The organism is Nostoc sp., assembly GCF_036917275.1.
Taxonomy (GTDB): domain Bacteria; phylum Cyanobacteriota; class Cyanobacteriia; order Cyanobacteriales; family Nostocaceae; genus Nostoc.
Genome location: NZ_JBALDF010000060.1, coordinates 14,593 through 34,296, shown reverse-complemented (window position 1 = coordinate 34,296; position 19,704 = coordinate 14,593). Strand labels below are relative to the sequence as shown.

Sequence of the window (19,704 nt, the reverse complement as noted above, 5' to 3'; positions counted from 1 at the left end):
GCACTTAGCACTTATCACTTAGGATTATGCAACAAGCAAATAATAATGGCAATGGCGGATTTAGCCTTAGTGCGATCGCTATCCGCCAACACATTGGTACACTCATGCTCACCGTGGCAGTAATTGTCATTGGGGTATTTTTTCTCACAACGATCCAAGTCGATCTCCTACCATCAATTACTTATCCGCGAATTGGGGTTCGGCTAGAAGCGCCTGGTATTTCTCCAGAAGTAGCAGTAGATGAAATCACCAGACCCTTAGAAGAAGCTTTAGCTGCAACCGAGAATGTAGTGCAAGTTTTTTCCCGCACCCGTGAAGGACAAGTAAGCCTCGATTTATACTTCCAGCCAGGGGGCGATATTGACCAAGCCCTAAACGATGCTACTGCTGCTTTTAACCGAAACCGGGGACAACTGCCAGATACGATAGAGGAGCCGCGCTTATTTAAAGTCGATCCCTCCCAATTGCCAGTTTATGAATTGGCGTTGACATCTGGCTCTCTGCCAGGTAAAGATTTACGCGTATTTGCTGATGAAGAGTTAACCCGTGAACTCAGTGTCGTGCCAGGGGTCGCCTCAGTTGATGTATCTGGCGGTGCTGAAGAAGAAGTACGAGTGCTTGTTGACTTAAACCGATTGCAAGCTTTGGGCGTGGGGTTAAATGATGTATTAAATGAATTAACAGCCCGTAACCAAGATACTTCTGGTGGCCGGATTCTGGGACAAAATTCTGAGCCATTGACTCGGACTGTCGGACGTTTCCAAAATGCCAGGGAAATTGAAAACCTTTCGTTGAGAGTTTCCTCCGCTTCCCCTGCTACCGTAAATACTACTAATAGCAGTAATACCACTGATACTATTACTCCAGTTCCTCCCCGCCGCGTTTATTTGCGAGACTTTGCAGAGGTAATCGATGATACAGAAGAGCAGCGGCTATTTGTTTACCTCAACCGTCAGCCTGCTGTGAAATTTTCAGTCCAAAAGCAGCCGGAGGCCAACACAATCACAGTTGTGGATGCTGTGAAGCGGCGAATTGAACAATTACGACAATCGGGTTTAATTCCAGCAGACATGACTTTGAGTCCCACCACAGATGAATCTCTCTTCATCCGCAATTCTTTAAATGATGTCATCTTTTCGGGGATTTCTGGAGCATTGTTAGCAGCAGCAGCAGTGTTGTTATTTTTGGGATCATTTAGGCAAACATTGATTATCAGTTTAACGATTCCGCTGTGTACTCTAAGTGCGATCGCTATGATGAAAATATTTGGCCTGACTTTAAATGTTTTTAGTTTGGCAGGTTTAACATTAGGAGTCGGTCAAGCAATTGATACATCGGTTGTGATTTTGGAGAACATTTCTGAAAAAACAGGGATGACTCCCAATCAAAAAGAGGTGGAGGCAGAGGGGCAGAAGAAAAATTCCAAATTCTTTATTGACAGTGCGATCGCTGCGTCCCAAGAAGTAGAATCTGCTTTAGTTGCTGCTACAGGTGCCAACTTAGTTTCTGTAGTGCCATTTCTCTTAATTGGCGGCTTTATTGCCCTGCTATTTAATGAACTGATTCTGACAATTAGCTTCGCAGTAGCAGCATCCCTTGTCGTCGCGATTACAATAGTGCCGATGCTGTCTTCTCGACTTTTGGGAATTCCCTGGTCTAGTCGGATTAGCGAATTTTGGCTGCTTAAACAGTTTAATCACCGATTTGAAGATGCTACGCGGGGATACGGTAACTTCTTAACCAAGGTTTTACGCTATCGGTTTTTCGTAGTAACTGCTGCTTTGCTGATTTTAGGTAGCAGCAGCTTCTTCATGTTTGGTCAAATTCCCCAAGAAATTTTACCCCGCATCAGTACCGGACAAGCTAACTTGAGAGCGCAGTTTCCTCCCGGTACACCTTTAGCAACTTCTGAAAAAGTTATGCAAATTGTCGATGACATTTTGCTCAAACAACCAGAAACCGAGTCTGCTTTCACAACTGTGGGTGGTAATTTATTTGGCAGCAATACTACAGAAAATCCTTTACGTGCCAGCAGCACCATCAATCTTAAACCAGGCACAGATGTCGAAGCCTTCGTCAAAAAAGTAACTCAGGAATTTAACAAACTCAACTTAGCAGGAATTCTGCTGCGCCTTAATCCTGGTCAGGTGCGGGGTTTAATCTTGAGTAATTCTCCAGTGCAAGGATCAGAAGTTGACGTGATTCTGCAAGGTGAGAATGAACAAAACTTAACCCAAGCAGGGACGCAAGTGCTGCAAGCATTGCAGGAAAGGGCAAAATTAGCGACATTCCGACCAGATGCCGACCCCCGGCAACCCGAAATCCAAATTCGTCCTGACTGGGAACGGGTTTCAGCTTTAGGATTGAGCGCCGGGCAAATTGGTGCAACAGTTCAAACAGCAATTGAAGGTTCAGTTCCCACGCAAATTCAACGCGGTAATCGTTTAGTTGATGTGCGAGTGCAGCTAAATAAAGAAGCCATTCAGCGTCCTTCTCAGCTAGAGCAATTACCGCTATTTACAGAAAATAATCACCTAATTCGGCTTTCAGATGTAGCGAACATTCAAGAAGGTCAAGCGCCTGGTGAGGTGCAACGGATTAATCAGCGTCAAGCTTTTATTGTGGCAGGTAATCTCAGCGAGGGAGCTAGTCTTGGTGAAGCGATCGCAGAAGTCAACGAGGTACTCAAGGATGTAGACTTACCTGATGGCGTTTCAATTGTGCCTAGTTCTGCCCAAGAAACTAATCAGCAACTTCAGGATGCTTTAAAAACTTTGGGAGCGTTGGCAGTGTTCCTAATATTTGTAGTCATGGCGGTGCAATACAATTCGCTCATTGACCCGTTGGTAATTATCTTCACCGTACCACTAGCGTTAGCTGGGGGAATTTTTGGACTTTACATTACCAAAACTGCAATTGGCGCAACTGTAATTGTTGGCGTTGTACTGCTGGTGGGAATTGTGGTGAATGCAGGGATTCTCATGGTAGAACTAGCAAACCAAATTCGGGAAGAAGAAGGTTGTACTCGCCAAATTGCGATTATGAAAGCTGCTCCTCAACGCTTACGCCCAATTATCATGACTACAGTCACCACTATTTTGGGACTGTTTCCTTTGGCGTTGGGCATTGGCGAAGGTTCCGAGTTTTTGCAGCCTTTAGGAATTGTAGTTTTCTTTGGGATGGCGATCGCAACAATGCTGACATTATTTATCATCCCCTGTTTTTATATCCTGCTGCACGATTTACTAGGTGGAAATTGGGCAAAGCCAGTGTTTATCCAGTTACGTAGATTTACTAAAAAATTTATTTGAGTTCCTGAGAGGGATTGATATAGGACTTACGCACACTGTACGAATTCTCGGCGCTCTTGGCGTCTTGGCGGTTCGATAAATTAAACTTTTTGGCAATTTTTGCGTAAGTCCTATGATATACAGCAGATTGCGAGTTGGTGAGGTACAAAAATACCCCACCCTAACCCTCCCCGATATATTGGGGAGGGAACTAGATTTATTTTTCCCCCCAACAAACAGGGAGATTAAGGGGGGTAATTCACAGCAGTCACAAGCAAGAGAAGGGTGTACTTCATTTACTTGCAAAGTGCTGTAGTTATTAAACAATAACAAGCCGTTCACAAGCTTTACTTTAAAGCTTGTAGCATCGTTAACTAGTTGACCTTTGGTCTATAATCTCCTTAAATCTCTCAATCACGTCCTTTCGGATCAACTTAAAATCTGGATTTTCTATTTTATTTTCAGCTTGGTCTGTGCCATCAACATTGAATTTGCCGTAATAAACCCCTACAGGAAAATACAATGAACTACCATTCAAACCTTTCTTAAGGAAAAGAATGTATTTCGCATTTTTGACTAGCGGTTGGTAATCGTCAAGTACCTGAAGGGAGCTTTTACCGGTGATTCTGTCTGCAACTATAGCTGCTTGTTGTCCGATCAATAGCGTGTCAGAATATGACGCACCTTTCAGCACACGTTGTACTTGAAATTCAGTTTGGGAGATCGCTTGAGTAACGTAACCCCCCAAATCACGTTGAATCAAAGGTGTACTTTCCGCGATCGATTGTGTTGGTTTTCCAATAGCGATAATATCTGATTTTGCAATTAAATCCTCTACATCTTTTGGTAAAATAATATCCCCCTCTGTTCTTGTAACTGTCAAACCCTCAATCATTTCAGTACTTGCAGATACTTTCTCGGTACTTTGTGCTAAAAAATTGGTTGTATTGTTTGCAGTACTTAGACCTGCACCAAAGACGGCGATCACTACAATAGTTGTAAAATAAATTCTCTTTTTCATCAGTTCCCCCATTTCGCCAATTTTTTAAATCCACATATTGGAAAATCTGTCAACACATAAGTTCTAACTTAGATTTTTTATAAAGATTGCGTGAAATTACTAGTTATGGTGATAAAGCATTACAAGAATTGCTTTATAAATCAACCTATGACTAAATCTAAACTCAGTAAACAGGCACATATTAACCGCTATTTATCCAGCAGGTAGATAGCAGTTTCAAAGTGAGTTTTGCTGTTTGATTTAATCTATGCGGTATCGCATTCTCTCAATCAATATGAAGAGGACAGAAATATGACTACAATAGCAACCAAAATAGCCTTGTCTGTTCTAGGAGCAGCAGGAATTAGTTTTTTGTCTTTGACACCAGCCAAAGCCTTCATCTTGGTAGAACCGATTGTGACGACTAAAAATCAAGACATACTCGACACGAAAAAGCCAAGAACCCTTGGGCCAGAATATCAACCAGGGCAAATAGTAGAATATGGTGTCCCAGATGTAGCTAATAACTTTCTCAATGCCACCGGATACGATATAAATAGCTTGGTCTTTGATTTAAAAACGCTGTCCTATAGTAATCAGAATTCTACTCCACCATTTAATAATGAATCAGTGCAATGGGGAGATGTTAATGGAGATGGCAAGATTGGTTACTCTAATAACCCTGAACTCAAGAATATTTTTACAGATGTTACCGTCAAAGATAACATCATCACTTTTAGTGGTGGCGTAATTCCAAACGGAACCCTGTTTTACAATCCATTCGCTACCATACCCAATCTAGCGCCAGGTGCTGGAATCATTCCATCAGTGCCACCAGAGAAAGCGGATAAAGATGGGCCGATCAGAGTGGCTAGTTATTATACTGCTGTTCCTGAATCAACTAACGTTTTGAGTGTACTGCTCTTTGGCGCTTTAGGTGTAGCTTTAAAAGTAAAGCGATCGCTACACTGTTAATTTGTAATTAATTCACGATACACTGCCAGTGTTTCCTGATGGACGCGGGCAACACTCAACCATTGTAGGTTTTGATTTGCCCGTTGTTTCCACTCGTGCAGCATATCGGCATTACTCAGTAATTGTACTAAAACCCCAGCCAAAGCTTTACTATCTTTTGCTGGCACTAAAAGTCCTGCTTGCCCATTGTCCAAAGCTTCAGGAATCCCATCTACCTGAGTACCAACGATCGCAGTTCCAGCTTCCCTAGCTTCCGAAAGTACCAGAGGGCAAGGATCGCGGTGGGAAGCTAACACAAATATGTCACAAGATATCAGATAGCGTTGAGGTTCCGCCTGGAAGCCTTCAAAATGAATGCGTTCTTTTACAGAAGTTGCTTGTGCTTGTGCCTCAAATAGCTGTTTATCAGGGCCATTTCCTACCAAATAAAGATGCGCTTGGGGAAAATCTGAAGCAATTTGTTCAAAGGCAGCGATTAACTCAGCGATTCCCTTGCGTTGATACATCCCGGCTACAGTTGCGATCGCTGGACGCTGTAATGGTAAAGGTTGATAATCCTGTATTTGTCGGGTACGGGGACTGCCTAAAGTTCCATTGCATACTACCCGCAACTTGTTTTCGGAAATACCGCGCCGTGCCATAGAATCTCGCACAGCCTTACTGACGGCAATTACCCTGTCAGCTAAACCCATCAGCAGGCTAGAACGCTGAAATTCGTTGTGGACTGTGGAAACTAAAGCATACTTGTGCCTTTTAAAAATGCGTGCTAATATGACTCCTGTCATCATATGTGCATGAACAATATCCGGCTGGAATTCTGCTGCGATCGCTCGAAAACGCCCAGCTGCTTTAATAATACTTATCGGTTTCCTAGTTTGGTCTAATTGGTAGTGTTTGACACCACATATATTTAGTAATTTTTCATATTCACCACCAGCAGAAATAACCGCTACCTCATGACCAGATTTTGCCTGTAAACAAGCCAGATCCACAGCCACATTCACAATCCCGTTACCTATTTTTTGAACGTGGTTCAAAATATGTATGATTCGCATAATCTTTGAGATATGTATAAAAAATCAAGAGAAGTAACTGGGTGTAAATCAACATAATTATTGAGGTCTTCAGCGACAACTCAAAAGTAGCCAGTAGTGCATAAAATTAACCACTAGCTACTGACTGAGAGCGCTTATAACCAGTTACTTAGCTTAAAGACTTATTCAGTAACGGCTCGATAAATCGGGGTAAAACTCCAAAATTCTGAAGACTGAATCTGCTATTTCAGTCGCTATAACCTTATTTTGTATTCCCCAATGGCTATGACCAGCATAAGCCAATACCCCGGTAAATATTTTTGCCTAATTATTAATAAGAAATATCTCAAAGCCTTATTTTATCGTACATACTATAGTGTTTCCTAAACAACTGAGATACACCTAAATCTTTTATAGCAAAATAAGCAGCTTTAAATACGCACCTCACTACGTTGGGAACCGCTATAGCTAATTTGCGATGATTGCATTTACGTCCTATATCCTAGCCATACCAAGTCTTTAATTGTTTTCGGAGATGTCTAATAGACATTTTCAGAAATTAAATATGCGTTATCCAGAACCATTGTAGAGACGCGAAATTTCGCGTCTCCAGATTCTTTTCTGGAGATGTCTAATACAAGTTTGCGAACCTGAGAATTGTTTGCCTGAAAGTGGCGTGATGAAATAGCAGTTAGCAAAAACTTCCAAGACTGAGGAGAAATTATAGACAAATCTATCATTGAAAGAAAACTCTTGATATTTTTTTGCTTCAGCGCTACTAAAATCCAATGGAGTTTCAGGTAATTTTTTATATCCTGAAAGACGGGAATCTTTGAGCGATGTTGTTCATTTACCAAAGAGTAAATTTTTTCCTTCATCAAAATATTTGTCGCCAACCGCCGAGATAAAGAAAACTTTTGATTATACGCACCCGGCCAAATAGTGCGGTAAGCAAGACACTGGTTGAAGAAAATAGCATCACCAAACTGAGCAATCCGAATCCAGGAATCGATGTCATCACAGTTAGCATCGAGTCTGGAGTCCCAACCACCAGTTTGTAGAAAAGCATCACGTCGGCAAGCTACTTGTACAGGTGTGCCAAAAGGCACAACCTCTAAGAGCATACCATAGTGAATATCGGCCTGTGGGATATAAAAAGCTAAACCAGGGCCAACTTGGGGGGTGCGACTGAGTTCAACTTCATTACCATCCACCTGAGCCGCCACACAAGAGCAGATTACAGCATCGGAACGAAGTGCGATCGCCTTCGCCATCTCTTCTATGCAGTTGGGTGCTAAATAGTCGTCATCATCTAAAAACTTAATCCAGTCGCCGCTAGCTTTGGCAACTCCAGCATTTACGGTTGCTGCATGACCAAGATTCACTTCGTTCCGATGGTAAACAACCTTGTCCCCTAAGCTTTTTACATAGGTTTGGGTATCATCAGATGAACAGTCATCAGCAACAACCACCTCACACTCAATCGTTTGGTTACGAGCCGAGTCAATTGCTCTTTGCAGCAAGTTCAAGCGATTATAGGTAGTGATGACGACGCTAAATTTCATAAATTTTACCTTTGTGCTACAGCATTCTGTGAATATAGCTTCGATCTGTATGTTGTTGTATCAGTAAAATTATCAATTTTAATAAGTAGACTGAAAGAGGATTATCGATTTATGATAGATGATTGTGAGTTTTTTGTAAGCAGACGGAAAGACTATGAACGCTCAAGAGATTATCCGCTCCATTGAAGCGGAACAGAAAAAATCGAATCTACCCGACATTTATGTAGGCGACACAGTAAAAGTCGGAGTGAAAATCAAGGAAGGTGAAAAGTACCGTGTACAACCCTACGAGGGAGTAGTGATTGCCATGCGGAATGGTGGCATCAACGAAACTATCACAGTCCGTAAGGTTTTTCAAGGCGTGGGCGTTGAGCGGGTGTTTCTGTTGCATTCTCCCCGGATTGACAGCATTAAGGTATTACGCCGCGGTAAGGTACGCCGTGCTAAACTGTATTATCTCCGCGATCGCGTAGGTAAGGCAACCCGAATCAAGCAACGGTTTGACCGCCCTTTGTGATTCGTCCTTCAATCATTATGGGAGAAATCTCAAGCCTCAAGCGGCATCTGCCGCTGACTTGTTCCCAAGAGCAAAATTAAGATATGATATAAATCGCATATTGCGTTAAACTGAAATTTAGTTCAGCGCAATGACTGAATCAAAAACAGCTTGTGCGCCTTTAGTTCAGTTGGTAGAACGCAGGTCTCCAAAACCTGATGTCGGAGGTTCGAGTCCTCCAGGGCGCGCTCAAGAGCAAAAAACAAAGCCCGAAATAATTACGCAGCTGCTAATATAGCAGTTAGCGATAATAATTTCGGGTAAACTTATTGTATTTGCAGTTGTTTTGCTTTTAGTTAAGTGAAATAAAGTCGAAACTGCAAACTGGGATAATCCGATTTTAGATTTTAGATTTTGGATTAAAAACACAAAATCTGCCGATTTTAGATTGAGAATAAATTTAAAATCGACAACCCAAAATCTAAAATTAAGCCTCCTTTGCCTTGAGGTATGGAGTAAATCTAAAATCCAAAATCCAAAATTGAGTGACAAACGGGGGGATAAAGGGTCGTGGTCAAAAAAAGTGAAGCAGAATTGCCAGAAACCACAAATGGGTTTAGCTTGGGCAAGTTCATACAGGGAATCAAAGAAGAACTTGAGAAAGTAGTCTGGCCCAGTCGGAAACAAATAGTCAGCGAATCCGCCGCTGTGTTGTTAATGGTGGCACTCTCCGCATCTTTGATATACTTGGTCGATGGATTGTTTGGTTGGGCAGCAAAACAGGTGTTCTGATGACTTTTGCAACAGACGAACCTCGCAACTCCACGTTGCAGTCGGAGGAAACAGGAGAAACAGCAGAAGCAGCGTCAAAAGAAGCACGCTGGTATGCAGTGCAAGTAGCCTCAGGCTGTGAAAAGCGTGTAAAGACGAACTTAGAGCAACGCATTCAAACTTTTGATGTAGCTGACAAAATTGTCCAGGTAGAAATTCCGCAAACGCCAGCGGTGAAAATCCGCAAAGATGGCAGTCGCCAGCATACAGAAGAAAAAGTTTTCCCTGGCTATGTGCTGGTGCGGATGATGATGGATGATGATACCTGGCAGGTGGTACGAAACACCTCCCATGTAATTAATTTTGTCGGTTCAGAACAAAAACGTGGTAGCAGCAAGGGTCGCGGTCATGTCAACCCCATACCACTGAGTTCTTCAGAAGTAGAACGCATATTCAAACAAACCAGCGAACAGGAGCCGGTTGTCAAAATTGACATGGCTACTGGTGATAAGATAATGGTGCTTTCTGGTCCATTTAAAGACTTTGAAGGCGAGGTGATTGAAGTATCTCCAGAGCGGAGTAAGCTCAAAGCCTTGCTCTCAATTTTCGGCAGGGATACACCAGTAGAATTGGAATTTAATCAGGTAGAGAAACAGAGCTAAATACAAATGGCGAAGAAAATAGTAGCGGTCATTAAACTGGCCCTGAATGCTGGAAAAGCCAATCCAGCACCGCCAGTGGGGCCCGCGTTGGGTCAACACGGCGTCAACATTATGATGTTTTGTAAAGAATACAACGCCAAAACAGCAGATCAAGCTGGAATGGTGATCCCTGTAGAAATTTCGGTTTTTGAAGACCGGAGTTTTACATTTGTACTCAAAACGCCACCAGCATCAGTGCTGATTCGGAAGGCGGCGAAAGTTGAAAAAGGCTCGAATGAACCCAACAAAAAGAAGGTTGGGTCAATTACCAAAGCACAATTGCAAGAAATAGCCCAAACGAAACTCCCCGATCTTAATGCCAACGACATAGACGCGGCAATGAAGATTGTGGCAGGAACGGCTAAGAATATGGGTGTAACAGTCACGGATTAGTCATTAGTTATTGGTCTATTAGTCATTAGTAAAAAACTAGTGACAAAGGACAAATGATAAAGGACAAATAACTAAAAATTATCGGGGGAGAGGCGAAGCTTCGGAATTACCCCAGGAGAAAAAAATGGTAAAAATATCGCGTCGTTTGCAGACGCTGCAAGCAAAAGTAGAAGACAAGGACTATCAACCCTTAGAGGCTTTAGCCCTTCTCAAAGACACAGCAACAGCTAAATTTGCTGAAGCTGCTGAAGCGCATATCCGGCTGGGAATTGACCCCAAGTATACAGACCAACAGTTACGGACAACAGTAGGACTGCCTAAAGGTACAGGACAAATCGTCCGGGTGGCGGTGATAGCCAGAGGCGAAAAGGTAAACGAAGCAAACAACGCTGGTGCTGATATCGTAGGTTCAGAAGAACTGATTGACGAAATCCAGAAAGGTAGGATGGATTTTGACAAGCTGATTGCCACACCCGATGTAATGCCACAGGTGGCAAAGCTGGGTAAGTTGCTTGGGCCACGTGGTTTAATGCCATCGCCTAAGGGTGGAACGGTGACATTTGATTTAGCAGGTGCGATCGCAGAATTCAAAGCTGGTAAATTAGAGTTCCGAGCCGATCGAACTGGTATTGTCCATGTTATGTTTGGTAAGGCAACTTTCTCGCCTGAAGATTTGTTAGTCAATCTGAAGGCATTGCAGGAGACGATTGACCGTAACCGTCCTTCAGGAGCTAAAGGTCGTTATTGGCGCACATTTTATGTGTCAGCCACTATGGGGCCATCGATTAAAGTTGATATCACCGCCCTACGAGATTTGAAACTGAGCGAAGCAGGTTAATAAGAGTTATGAGTTATAAAGTTAGGTATAAAACTACTAACTCCTAACTGTTCACTCCTAACTTTAAATTAAATAGGCAAAGCCGGAGACAGCAGGTGCTAATAGCTTAATATCCTGCCGAGGTTAAAACTCTAATTGTCAGAATTACCACTTATAAAGGTGTGATAACTATGGCATCAAGAGTCTTACTACTTAACCCCGGCTATATTAGCTGGGGTTTGTTGTTTGGGTTCAGGTTTAGAAGAAACGTACAACTAGGGCACTTCCCCGATTATTTTAAGGAGGTGAGATTGGAATGGGTAGAACAGTAGAAAATAAAAAAGAAATAGTAGCTGACCTCAAAGAAACTTTGAGTAAGTCAACTCTGGCACTGGTAATTGACTATCAGGGGCTAACAGTTTCTGAAATCACCGATTTACGGCGGCGGCTGCGTCCCACTGGCACCGTTTGTAAGGTAACGAAGAACACCCTAATGGGTATTGCCATTAAAGATGATGAAAAATGGCAGCCTTTGTCAGAATTGCTTAATGGTGCTTCCGCCTTTTTGCTGGTAAAAGAAGATTTTTCATCGGCAATTAAGGCATACCAAGAATTCCAAAAAGTCAGCAAGAAAACAGAACTTCGCGGTGGTGTACTGGAAGGTCGTCTACTCAAAGAACCTGATGTCAAGATATTGGGAGACTTGCCATCTAAGGAACAACTCATAGCCCAAATTGCTGGAGCTATCAACGCCTTGGCTACCAAGATTGCTGTGGGTATCAACGAAGTTCCTGGTTCACTGGCTCGTGCTTTACAGGCTGTGGCCGAGCAAGAGCAAAGTGGTGGTAGCACCGAAACTACTGCTGTACAAGATAGCAGTACCGAAACTGCTGCTGTACAAGATAGCAGTACCGAAACTGCTGCTGTACAAGATAGCAGTACCGAAGGCACCGAAACGGCTGCTGAATAGACTTCGTGGTTCATCAGTCAAAAGTCTATAGTTAAAGACCAATGACCGATGACAAATAAATAATCAAAATTACAGGAGTTATATCAATGTCTGCTACAACCGATCAAATTTTAGAACAACTAAAAACTCTTTCTTTGCTGGAAGCTTCTGAGTTAGTCAAGCAAATTGAAGAAGCTTTTGGCGTGAGTGCTGCTGCACCCGTTGGCGTAGCGTTCGCAGGCCCTGGTGGTGGTGGTGCTACTCCTGCTGAGGAAGTTGTTGAGCAAACCGAGTTTGAAGTAGTTCTCGAATCAGTCCCAGCTGATAAGAAGATTGCCGTGCTGAAGATTGTCCGGGAATTGACCGGTTTGGGTCTGAAAGAAGCCAAAGACTTGGTGGAAGCTGCGCCCAAGGCTGTTAAAGAAGGTCTTGCTAAGGATGCTGCTGAAGATGCTAAGAAGCGCATCGAAGAAGCTGGCGGTAAGGTGACTGTTAAGTAGTCACAATTCTATTACTAGTTTTTGATTAAGGAGTCTGAGTCAGGCTCCTTTTTTTCATATCAAGCTAGTTTTGAGGGTTTGTAGTAAGCACTTTAGTGCCCAGAAAATAAGGAGTAAAGTCCTTACAGCAGATTGCAAGTTAATGAAGTACAAAAATACCCCACCCTAACCCTCCCCGATATATTGGGGAGGGAACTAGATTTATTTTTCCCCCCAATAAACAGGGAGATTAAGGGCGGTAATTCACAGCAGTCACAAGCAAGAGAAGGGTGTACTTCATTTACTTGCAAAGTGCTGTATTGATTTTAATAGGCAGGTAGGTGGCAAGAGTACGTTAAGCGATTTGCAATTACGTCAAATGATAGAACATTTTGATAAGCGATCGCTACGAAATGAAGATTTAGAATTTCCCGATTTATTGGGTGCGGCTTATGAGTATTTAATTTATTTCTTTGCTGACTCTGCTGGTAAAAAGGGCGGTGAATTTTATACTCCGCGTGGAGTGGTGAAGTTAATGGTGCGAATTGTCAACCCCCAAGAAAGGATGGAGGTTTATGACGCCTGTGTAGGTTCGGGGGGAATGTTAATTTTATCTAAGCAGCACATAGAAGAACACGGTGGAAATTCCCGCGATTTGAGACTTTACGGACAAGACAATAACGGGGGAGTTTGGGCTATCTGCAAGATGAATTTATTGCTGCATGGAATCCCCAATGCTGTGCTTCAGAATGACGATACCTTGATGGTACCGATTAAAGAGGGGGGGAATTTAAAGCATTATGACCGAATACTGAGTAATCCACCGTTTTCGCAAAACTACAGCCGGGGTAATAAAGATAATGATATGGAGTTTAAAGACCGATTCCGTGTTTTTTGCCCTACGAGTGGAAAAGCTGATTTGATGTTTGCCCAGCACATGCTGGCGGTGTTAAAGCAAGATGGAATTATGGCGACAGTAATGCCTCACGGGGTACTGTTTCGCGGTGGTGTACCTAAGTCTGAGGTGGATGCAAAGCAAGAATTGTTTACTAGCCACGGTTTTGACCCAATGACTTTGTTGCAACGGCGGAAGGGGTAAACGTGGAAAAACGATTGCACCCCGCCAAAGCTACGCTTCTCCCCTCCCCGCAGGCCTACGGTGTAAATACAAATGGGTTCGCCGAAATAACAAATGGGTTCGCCGAAATAACAAATGGGTTCGCCGAAATAACAAATGGGTTCGCCGAAATAACAAATGGGTACGCCGAAATAACAAATGGGTTCGCCGAAATAACAAATGGGTTCGCCGAAATAACAAATGGGTTCTCCGAAATAACAAATGGGTTCTCCGAAATAACAAATGGTTTCTCCGAAATAACAAATGGGTTCGCCGAAATAACAAATGGGTTCGCCGAAATAACAAATGGGTTCGCCGAAATAACAAATGGGTTCGCCGAAATAACAAATGGGTACGCTGTTATTGCAATACTGCAAATCTTTGGTGATGAGGTTTTTCGCGTCAGTTTTACCCCACCCTAACCCTCCCCTTGTGAAGGGGAGGGAACCGGAAATCTTGTTTCCCCCCTTTCTAAGGGGGGATTAAGGGGGGTAATTTGTTTGAGGCTTCATTACCCCACCCTAACCCTCCCCTTGTGAAGGGGAGGGAACCGGAAATCTTGTTTCCCCCCTTTCTAAGGGGGGATTAAGGGGGGTAATTTGTTTCAGGCTTCAATGCAATAGACATGTCCTTAAAACAAAGTTTATGGGAAAATGATACAAAAATAAAAATTCTAGTGCATCAACTATGACGAGTCCTTTAGCAAGAATCGAATCACATCCCCAGTCAGCAAAACGATTGCTCGGTATTAATTATGAACAGTTTATGACATTAGTTGTGTTGGCAGAACAACGACATAATCAGAAACAAACAGAAATTGAAAAAAATAAAATTCGTCTTATTGCTCCTGGTGGTGGAGGTAAATCAGAAATGTCTCCCAAAGAAGGGGTCTGTTTATGTCTAGTTTACCTTCGACAAAAACCGACTTTTGATATTTTAGGTTTGTTATTTGATATATCAAAAACTAAAGCGAATGATGCTTTTAATTATTGGGTGAAGATTTTGAGAGAGATATTACCAGCTTCTCAAATGGAAGAGGTAGAAAAAGATAGTCAGAAATATCAAGAGCTACGTAAAATTCTTTGTGAGCATGAATTGATTGTAGATAGTGCAGAACAAGCTATCTTAATAACCTGTAGACTATCAAGAGCAAAAGCAGCACTACTCTGGCAAAAAAAAGATGCATACCCTGAAAAACCAGTTTATTGTGTTGCCTAATGGAGAAGATATTGTTGACATTTATATTGAAAACTTAGGAAAAACAAGTGATATTAATTTATTCCGAGAAACACAAAAAAAATTTGATTGTAAACAAAAATTTATTGGAGATAAAGCTTACATAGGAGAGTCAACAATTACCATACCTTACAAGAAACCGAGGAATAAAGAAATTTCGGAATCACAAAAAAAATAAAACCAGCAGTTATCATTAGAAGAATAGGCGTTGAACATTTGATAGGGAAAGTAAAAATATTTCGAGTCGCTAGTGATAAATTTCGTTTAGCAAGGCACAAGTATAGCCAGGTAATTATGACCGTTTGTGGGTTAGTCAGGCTACGGCTTAATTGTTTACCTTCACTAGCTATTAATATTTAAATTTTTTGGTAAAAAATAAATTTTATTTCCACCAATATTTTTGTCCCTAAACTGATAATTTAGCCGTAATTTATGCTCAAACCCCTATTTTTTCGTATAACTAATCTAACGATCGCCCATTCCCTTCTAATCGCTGAAATCCCTTTACCGTATACATTTACCATTTTCGGATAAGTCTACTGTAATCAACTAAATTAGAAAACACATATTTAGCCGAGTTTTACAGGCGGATTTTGGACAATAATTCTTTAAAACTGGTTTCAACTCTGGACAATAATTCTTTAAAACTGAGTTAATTGCTGAAAGCCGCGAAAATACGTAACTTCTGCCTCTGTACTTGGAAAAAATGGACATTAATTCTTTAAAACTGACAATAATTATTTAATGGACATATGGAGAATAACGGATTTGAACCGATGGCCTCTGCGGTGCGATCGCAGCACTCTACCAACTGAGCTAATTCCCCTTAATTAGTGTAAAGTCAAGAGTAATATCATTCCTTAACTCAATACACTATCACCATATAGTATTCTAACATTCAGTTGCCGATGGCTGAGGCTCTTTTTGAGAATAAACTTTTTGCACCCGTTCGAGTTCCAACTCACTGAGATAATCAACAGTCCAGTTACAGCAGCGCTGGAGCATGTGGAATGGGTAAGTATTCGCTACACCAACAACTTGCATTTGCGATCGCCTCGCTGCTGCAATCCCTGCTGGGGTATCTTCAATTGCCAAACATTCTTGTGGTTGAAGATTCAATTCAGGATATTCTTTATTGAGGCGTTTCACTGCCAGTAGATAACCATCAGGTTCTGGTTTACTGGTGGTGATGTCATCACCGGCGACGATAATTTTAAAATGTTGGGTTAGTTTAGCTCGCTGGAGTACCAATTCTATTTCTTTGCGAAAAGCGCCACTGACTAATCCTAGTTTTAGATTCTGCGATCGCACCTGAAATATTAAGTCTTCTACACCTGGATATAAAGGCAGTTTCTCTATTTTCTCTAATTCCACCACATAGGCTTGAGCTTTGCGGTACATTAACTGAGTTAAATAGTTTTCATCATTTACTCTACCACGATTAGCGAGTAATTGCCCAAAACAAGCGCGATCGCTGCGTCCTAAAGAAGCTTGACGCTCATCGACGCGTTGGGGTTGGAGATTTTCTTCCATGAGAATCTCATCTATCAGTTGCAGGTGGATTGGCTCATCGTTAATGATCACACCATTAAAATCAAAGAGAACTGCCTTTAAACTCATGCCATTATGCCAAACGCTAAAGATCCTATTCCCTTCAAATCATTATCTATTGATGTCGGAGTGGACTAACGGATATTTTTAGTTGTGATCAGTTTAACGCCGCTAGTTACCTAATTTATCTACCATACTTCCTGCGATTGCACAGCTTCAAATCTGTCTGCACCCATATATCGGGTTCATGCTCGCAGCAGCATACTCACGAATATATGGCTCCTCATAAAATATCATTAAGTCACTCTAAGTTAGGCAGAGTCTTCTAATTACGACTCATTTCATTGATCATGAGTATTGTAAACCGAGGACAAACTCATTTGCAGCAAGCCCCATAAACTAAATCAATTTTGGTGCGTTGGCGCAGCCTACCGTAGGCATTGCCCACACTACCACTGCTTAATTTATGTATTTTAAAATAATCAACCAGCAAAGTTTTGTAAGTTGCAAAAATTACCAGTAGCTTTAAAACTACATATCGCATAAAAACTTTGATTTTTACTAGCAAAATAAGCCCGTGACGAGGATTGAACTCGTGACCTCACCCTTACCAAGGGTGTGCTCTACCACTGAGCCACACGGGCGAAATATAATTTTTGTTGTAAGTTAGAATGCTGGGAGTTTTGATGCTCACCCAGTCATTATAACTTATAACTTCGTAAGTGGTGGGCCGGGCTGGATTTGAACCAGCGTAGGCGCTAGCCAACGGATTTACAGTCCGTCTCCATTAACCACTCGGACACCGACCCAATTTGTCTCACGATTTAAAATATTAGCACCATCTTTTATAAATTGCAAGTGCTTAGAAAAATTACTTGTGGGTAGAGACGTAACAAAACCGCGTCTCTACCATCTGGATAAAAAATACTAATTACACACTCATCTCCAGCATTCGTTGCATTGGTCGCAGTGCAGCAAGGCGGATATCTTCTGACATGGTAATTTCGGGAGTACGATTTTTCATTGCCCAGTAGAGCTTTTCTAGAGTGTTTAAGCGCATAAACGGACATTCGTTACAAGCGCAGTTATTCATCGGCGGTGCAGGAATAAAATGCTTGTCAGGAGCTAGTTTTTGCATTTGGTGAATGATTCCAGGCTCTGTAGCAACGATAAATTCCTTGGTGGGGCTGTTTTGACAATACTTGAGTAAAGCTGCTGTGGAGCCAATAAAGCTGGCATGGCGCAATACACTACTTTCACATTCTGGGTGTGCGATCGCCTCTGCTTCTGGGTGGGCAATTTTTAACTGGACAATTTTCTTTTCCGAGAAGGTTTCATGGACAACACAGCTACCTTGCCATAGCACTAAATCTCGTCTGGTCTGTTCCATGACATACCGCCCCAAATTCCGATCTGGGGCAAAAATAATCGGCTGTTCCTTCGGTATTTGCTCCACAATTTTCACAGCATTGGAACTAGTACAAATAATATCGCTCATCGCTTTAATATCAGCAGAGCAGTTGATGTAAGACACCACTAGATGATCTGGATGCGCTGCTTTAAAAGCTGCAAACTCCTCTGGTGGACAACTATCGGCTAAAGAACAACCAGCATCCAAATCTGGTAAAAGTACTAATTTATCGGGATTAAGTATCTTTGCTGTTTCTGCCATGAAGTGAACGCCAGCAAAGACAATTACATCCGCATTAGTTTTTTCTGCCGCTTTCGCTAGTTGTAATGAATCCCCAATAAAGTCTGCAATATCCTGAATATCTGGCTCTTGATAATAATGTGCCAAAATAACTGCATTGAGTTCTTTTTTGAGACTCTCAATGGCGGCAAACAAATCTAGTGGTAGTTCACCCGGTTGGGTTTTTTCTCGTTCAGCTAGTGCAGTAGTAAACACAGTTAGGGGGTGCTCTAAATTGCAAATTTATGTCCTGTGGAATCAATTATAGTAGTTTTTACCAAAAATAGTGGACGGTTGATATTTTCGGGTTGTGTCCAAATCGGGCTGAGTTTCATATCCTGGAGATAGACGGCAAGGAAAGTGGCATGACCAGTCAGAAAACTCAATTGATAACCCTGAAAATTGCTGTAGTTGGAGATATTCACGACCAATGGGAAGTGGAAGATGGTATTGCACTCAAGCATCTGGGTGTTGACTTAGTGCTGTTTGTGGGGGATTTTGGCAACGAGTCGGTGGAAGTGGTCAGAGCGATCGCATCTCTCGATATTCCCAAAGCAGCCGTGATGGGCAACCACGATGCTTGGTACACCGCCACCGAATGGGGACGTAAGAAGGCTCCTTATGACCGCTCTAAGGAAGACTGGGTACAGGAACAACTCGATTTATTAGGCTTGTCCCATGTCGGTTACGGTAAGCTAGATTTTCCCGCTTGGAATTTAACTGTAGTGGGGGGTCGTCCCTTTACTTGGGGTGGCCCAGAGTGGAAATTCGCGGAAATCTGTAAAGAACGTTACGGTGTGACGAGTTTGGAAGAATCCGCCGATCGCATTTTCAAAGCAGTTAAAAGCGCCGCTTACGAGACAATTATATTTTTGGGTCACAATGGCCCTAGCGGGTTAGGCGATCGCCCCGAAGACCCCTGCGGCAAAGACTGGCATCCAATTGGCGGCGATTTTGGCGATCCAGATTTTGGCGAGGCGATTTCCCAAGCCTTGACTGCTGGTAAAACTATTCCTCTGGTGACATTTGGTCACATGCACCGAGATTTACGCCATACCAAGAAGGTGCAGCGCAAGCCCATCTTTAGAAGTCCAGAGGGGACAATTTACTTGAATGCAGCTACTGTGCCGAGGATTGTAGAAAATGACAACGAGAAGTTGCGTAATTTTTCCATTGTCACCCTAGAGGCGGGTGTGGTTTCGCAAGTTTCCCTAATTTGGGTTGGGAATGAATTTCAGGTGGCACAGGAGGAAATTTTGTATGAGCGATCGCCTAGTGTGTCGTAGACATTCGCATCTACTAGTGCAATCTGCGTAGATAATAGGGTATAGTATTATCTGTCAAGTTTAGTGCTAACCAACAAAAGCGCCTAAATAGCGTCTTAAACTAGGATAAACACAAGTTTGACAGATTTACTGGAGAGGTGGCAGAGTGGTCGATTGCGTCCGACTTGAAATCGGATGAGGCTAAAACCTCCGGGAGTTCGAATCTCCCCCTCTCCGTTGAAGAAAAATTAGATTTTACAAATGTTATTTACGACGTAAGCCATTGATTAGATTTAATCTGAGCAACGGCTTAACTGTGATTTATTCTTGATAAGCGCCTATTGAATTCTTAAAGTTAGCAAGAGCTTCAAAAAA

Annotated in this window: 20 protein-coding genes, 5 tRNA genes and 1 other annotated feature; of the genes, 16 read left to right on the top strand and 9 right to left on the bottom strand. The window is 42.3% G+C overall.

The genetic code is table 11. The features are described from left to right. The first annotated feature begins 26 nt into the window (after window positions 1-26). Window positions 27-3,311: an efflux RND transporter permease subunit gene (locus tag V7K35_RS23425; protein WP_335082105.1), complete on the top strand. Its 3,285-nt coding sequence runs from the start codon at window positions 27-29 to the stop codon at window positions 3,309-3,311. A gap of 349 nt (window positions 3,312-3,660) precedes the next feature. On the opposite strand, the gene V7K35_RS23420 is transcribed toward V7K35_RS23425, so the two are convergent. Further along, a complete protein-coding gene (locus V7K35_RS23420) occupies window positions 3,661-4,311 on the bottom strand; it encodes a hypothetical protein (RefSeq protein WP_335082103.1) in 651 nt (216 codons plus the stop codon). A 291-nt stretch (window positions 4,312-4,602) separates the two neighbouring features. Here V7K35_RS23420 and V7K35_RS23415 point away from each other — a divergent pair, with 291 nt between their 5' ends. Continuing rightward, on the top strand, window positions 4,603-5,265 hold the full coding sequence (locus tag V7K35_RS23415; RefSeq protein WP_335082101.1) for a hypothetical protein: 663 nt from the start codon (window positions 4,603-4,605) through the stop codon (window positions 5,263-5,265). Here the strand turns inward: V7K35_RS23415 and V7K35_RS23410 are convergent. Then, window positions 5,262-6,320, bottom strand: coding sequence for a glycosyltransferase family 4 protein (locus V7K35_RS23410; RefSeq protein ID WP_335082099.1), 1,059 nt, complete (start codon window positions 6,318-6,320; stop codon window positions 5,262-5,264). The two genes, V7K35_RS23415 and V7K35_RS23410, sit on opposite strands and share 4 nt — an antisense overlap. Before the next feature lie 518 nt (window positions 6,321-6,838). After that, complete coding sequence (locus tag V7K35_RS23405) at window positions 6,839-7,864, bottom strand: glycosyltransferase family 2 protein (RefSeq protein ID WP_335082097.1); 1,026 nt, start codon at window positions 7,862-7,864, stop codon at window positions 6,839-6,841. Between the two features lie 154 nt (window positions 7,865-8,018). Between V7K35_RS23405 and rplS the strand changes: the two genes are divergently transcribed. The 12 genes from rplS to V7K35_RS23345 all read left to right on the top strand — a co-directional run bounded on the left by rplS (window position 8,019) and on the right by V7K35_RS23345 (window position 15,001). Then, window positions 8,019-8,381, top strand: a complete 363-nt coding sequence (gene rplS, locus V7K35_RS23400; RefSeq protein ID WP_298920971.1) for a 50S ribosomal protein L19 — start codon at window positions 8,019-8,021, stop codon at window positions 8,379-8,381. A gap of 154 nt (window positions 8,382-8,535) precedes the next feature. Then, window positions 8,536-8,608, top strand: a tRNA-Trp gene (locus tag V7K35_RS23395). 322 nt (window positions 8,609-8,930) lie between these two features. Beyond that, on the top strand, window positions 8,931-9,152 hold the full coding sequence (gene secE, locus V7K35_RS23390; protein WP_334797941.1) for a preprotein translocase subunit SecE: 222 nt from the start codon (window positions 8,931-8,933) through the stop codon (window positions 9,150-9,152). Continuing rightward, window positions 9,152-9,793 carry a transcription termination/antitermination protein NusG gene (gene nusG, locus V7K35_RS23385; RefSeq protein WP_334797940.1) on the top strand — a complete coding sequence of 214 codons (642 nt, stop codon included), beginning with the start codon at window positions 9,152-9,154 and terminating at the stop codon, window positions 9,791-9,793. Before secE ends, nusG begins: the two co-directional genes overlap by 1 nt. 6 nt (window positions 9,794-9,799) lie before the next feature. Continuing rightward, the gene (rplK, locus tag V7K35_RS23380) at window positions 9,800-10,225 is read left to right on the top strand and encodes a 50S ribosomal protein L11 (protein WP_273766606.1); all 426 of its coding nucleotides are present in this window, start codon (window positions 9,800-9,802) and stop codon (window positions 10,223-10,225) included. A 124-nt stretch (window positions 10,226-10,349) separates the two neighbouring features. After that, window positions 10,350-11,063: a 50S ribosomal protein L1 gene (gene rplA, locus V7K35_RS23375; RefSeq protein ID WP_335082095.1), complete on the top strand. Its 714-nt coding sequence runs from the start codon at window positions 10,350-10,352 to the stop codon at window positions 11,061-11,063. Between the two features lie 64 nt (window positions 11,064-11,127). Continuing rightward, window positions 11,128-11,295: a sequence feature (ribosomal protein L10 leader region), on the top strand. Between the two features lie 63 nt (window positions 11,296-11,358). Then, complete coding sequence (gene rplJ / locus V7K35_RS23370; RefSeq protein WP_335082093.1) at window positions 11,359-12,012, top strand: 50S ribosomal protein L10; 654 nt, start codon at window positions 11,359-11,361, stop codon at window positions 12,010-12,012. A gap of 86 nt (window positions 12,013-12,098) precedes the next feature. Beyond that, window positions 12,099-12,491 (top strand): 50S ribosomal protein L7/L12, encoded by a 393-nt coding sequence (rplL, locus tag V7K35_RS23365; RefSeq protein WP_335082091.1) that lies wholly within the window; start codon window positions 12,099-12,101, stop codon window positions 12,489-12,491. A 358-nt stretch (window positions 12,492-12,849) separates the two neighbouring features. Continuing rightward, on the top strand, window positions 12,850-13,569 hold the full coding sequence (locus V7K35_RS23360) for an HsdM family class I SAM-dependent methyltransferase (protein ID WP_335082089.1): 720 nt from the start codon (window positions 12,850-12,852) through the stop codon (window positions 13,567-13,569). A gap of 2 nt (window positions 13,570-13,571) precedes the next feature. Beyond that, entirely contained in the window at window positions 13,572-14,009 is a 438-nt protein-coding gene (locus V7K35_RS23355) for a hypothetical protein (RefSeq protein WP_335082087.1), read from the top strand. Between the two features lie 265 nt (window positions 14,010-14,274). After that, on the top strand, window positions 14,275-14,805 hold the full coding sequence (locus tag V7K35_RS23350) for a helix-turn-helix domain-containing protein (RefSeq protein WP_335082085.1): 531 nt from the start codon (window positions 14,275-14,277) through the stop codon (window positions 14,803-14,805). Further along, a complete protein-coding gene (locus V7K35_RS23345) occupies window positions 14,768-15,001 on the top strand; it encodes a transposase family protein (RefSeq protein ID WP_335082083.1) in 234 nt (77 codons plus the stop codon). Before V7K35_RS23350 ends, V7K35_RS23345 begins: the two co-directional genes overlap by 38 nt. A gap of 575 nt (window positions 15,002-15,576) precedes the next feature. Here V7K35_RS23345 and V7K35_RS23340 read toward each other — a convergent pair. The 6 genes from V7K35_RS23340 to nadA all read right to left on the bottom strand — a co-directional run bounded on the left by V7K35_RS23340 (window position 15,577) and on the right by nadA (window position 18,280). Further along, window positions 15,577-15,649 (bottom strand) — tRNA-Ala (locus V7K35_RS23340). 65 nt (window positions 15,650-15,714) lie between these two features. Further along, window positions 15,715-16,443, bottom strand: coding sequence for an HAD family hydrolase (locus tag V7K35_RS23335; protein WP_335082081.1), 729 nt, complete (start codon window positions 16,441-16,443; stop codon window positions 15,715-15,717). Between the two features lie 307 nt (window positions 16,444-16,750). Beyond that, window positions 16,751-16,918, bottom strand: a complete 168-nt coding sequence (locus V7K35_RS23330) for a hypothetical protein (protein WP_335082079.1) — start codon at window positions 16,916-16,918, stop codon at window positions 16,751-16,753. A gap of 28 nt (window positions 16,919-16,946) precedes the next feature. After that, a tRNA-Thr gene (locus V7K35_RS23325) sits at window positions 16,947-17,018 on the bottom strand. Window positions 17,019-17,097: 79 nt separating this feature from the next. Then, window positions 17,098-17,183, bottom strand: a tRNA-Tyr gene (locus V7K35_RS23320). A 122-nt stretch (window positions 17,184-17,305) separates the two neighbouring features. After that, window positions 17,306-18,280, bottom strand: coding sequence for a quinolinate synthase NadA (gene nadA, locus V7K35_RS23315; protein ID WP_335082077.1), 975 nt, complete (start codon window positions 18,278-18,280; stop codon window positions 17,306-17,308). Window positions 18,281-18,429: 149 nt separating this feature from the next. Between nadA and V7K35_RS23310 the strand changes: the two genes are divergently transcribed. Both V7K35_RS23310 and V7K35_RS23305 read left to right on the top strand, forming a co-directional pair. Further along, window positions 18,430-19,350: a TIGR04168 family protein gene (locus V7K35_RS23310; protein WP_335082075.1), complete on the top strand. Its 921-nt coding sequence runs from the start codon at window positions 18,430-18,432 to the stop codon at window positions 19,348-19,350. A gap of 131 nt (window positions 19,351-19,481) precedes the next feature. Beyond that, window positions 19,482-19,566, top strand: a tRNA-Ser gene (locus V7K35_RS23305). Window positions 19,567-19,704: the final 138 nt, after the last annotated feature.

Coding starts and splice junctions, on each gene's coding strand:
- V7K35_RS23425 (WP_335082105.1), top strand. CDS start 27: ATGCAACAAGCAAATAATAATGGCAATGGCGGATTTAGCCTTAGTGCG.
- rplJ (WP_335082093.1), top strand. CDS start 11,359: ATGGGTAGAACAGTAGAAAATAAAAAAGAAATAGTAGCTGACCTCAAA.
- nusG (WP_334797940.1), top strand. CDS start 9,152: ATGACTTTTGCAACAGACGAACCTCGCAACTCCACGTTGCAGTCGGAG.
- V7K35_RS23405 (WP_335082097.1), bottom strand. CDS start 7,864: ATGAAATTTAGCGTCGTCATCACTACCTATAATCGCTTGAACTTGCTG.
- V7K35_RS23335 (WP_335082081.1), bottom strand. CDS start 16,443: ATGAGTTTAAAGGCAGTTCTCTTTGATTTTAATGGTGTGATCATTAAC.
- V7K35_RS23345 (WP_335082083.1), top strand. CDS start 14,768: ATGCATACCCTGAAAAACCAGTTTATTGTGTTGCCTAATGGAGAAGAT.
- rplA (WP_335082095.1), top strand. CDS start 10,350: ATGGTAAAAATATCGCGTCGTTTGCAGACGCTGCAAGCAAAAGTAGAA.
- rplL (WP_335082091.1), top strand. CDS start 12,099: ATGTCTGCTACAACCGATCAAATTTTAGAACAACTAAAAACTCTTTCT.
- V7K35_RS23360 (WP_335082089.1), top strand. CDS start 12,850: ATGATAGAACATTTTGATAAGCGATCGCTACGAAATGAAGATTTAGAA.
- rplK (WP_273766606.1), top strand. CDS start 9,800: ATGGCGAAGAAAATAGTAGCGGTCATTAAACTGGCCCTGAATGCTGGA.
- V7K35_RS23350 (WP_335082085.1), top strand. CDS start 14,275: ATGACGAGTCCTTTAGCAAGAATCGAATCACATCCCCAGTCAGCAAAA.
- V7K35_RS23420 (WP_335082103.1), bottom strand. CDS start 4,311: ATGAAAAAGAGAATTTATTTTACAACTATTGTAGTGATCGCCGTCTTT.
- rplS (WP_298920971.1), top strand. CDS start 8,019: ATGAACGCTCAAGAGATTATCCGCTCCATTGAAGCGGAACAGAAAAAA.
- V7K35_RS23330 (WP_335082079.1), bottom strand. CDS start 16,918: ATGCGATATGTAGTTTTAAAGCTACTGGTAATTTTTGCAACTTACAAA.
- V7K35_RS23410 (WP_335082099.1), bottom strand. CDS start 6,320: ATGCGAATCATACATATTTTGAACCACGTTCAAAAAATAGGTAACGGG.
- V7K35_RS23310 (WP_335082075.1), top strand. CDS start 18,430: ATGACCAGTCAGAAAACTCAATTGATAACCCTGAAAATTGCTGTAGTT.
- V7K35_RS23415 (WP_335082101.1), top strand. CDS start 4,603: ATGACTACAATAGCAACCAAAATAGCCTTGTCTGTTCTAGGAGCAGCA.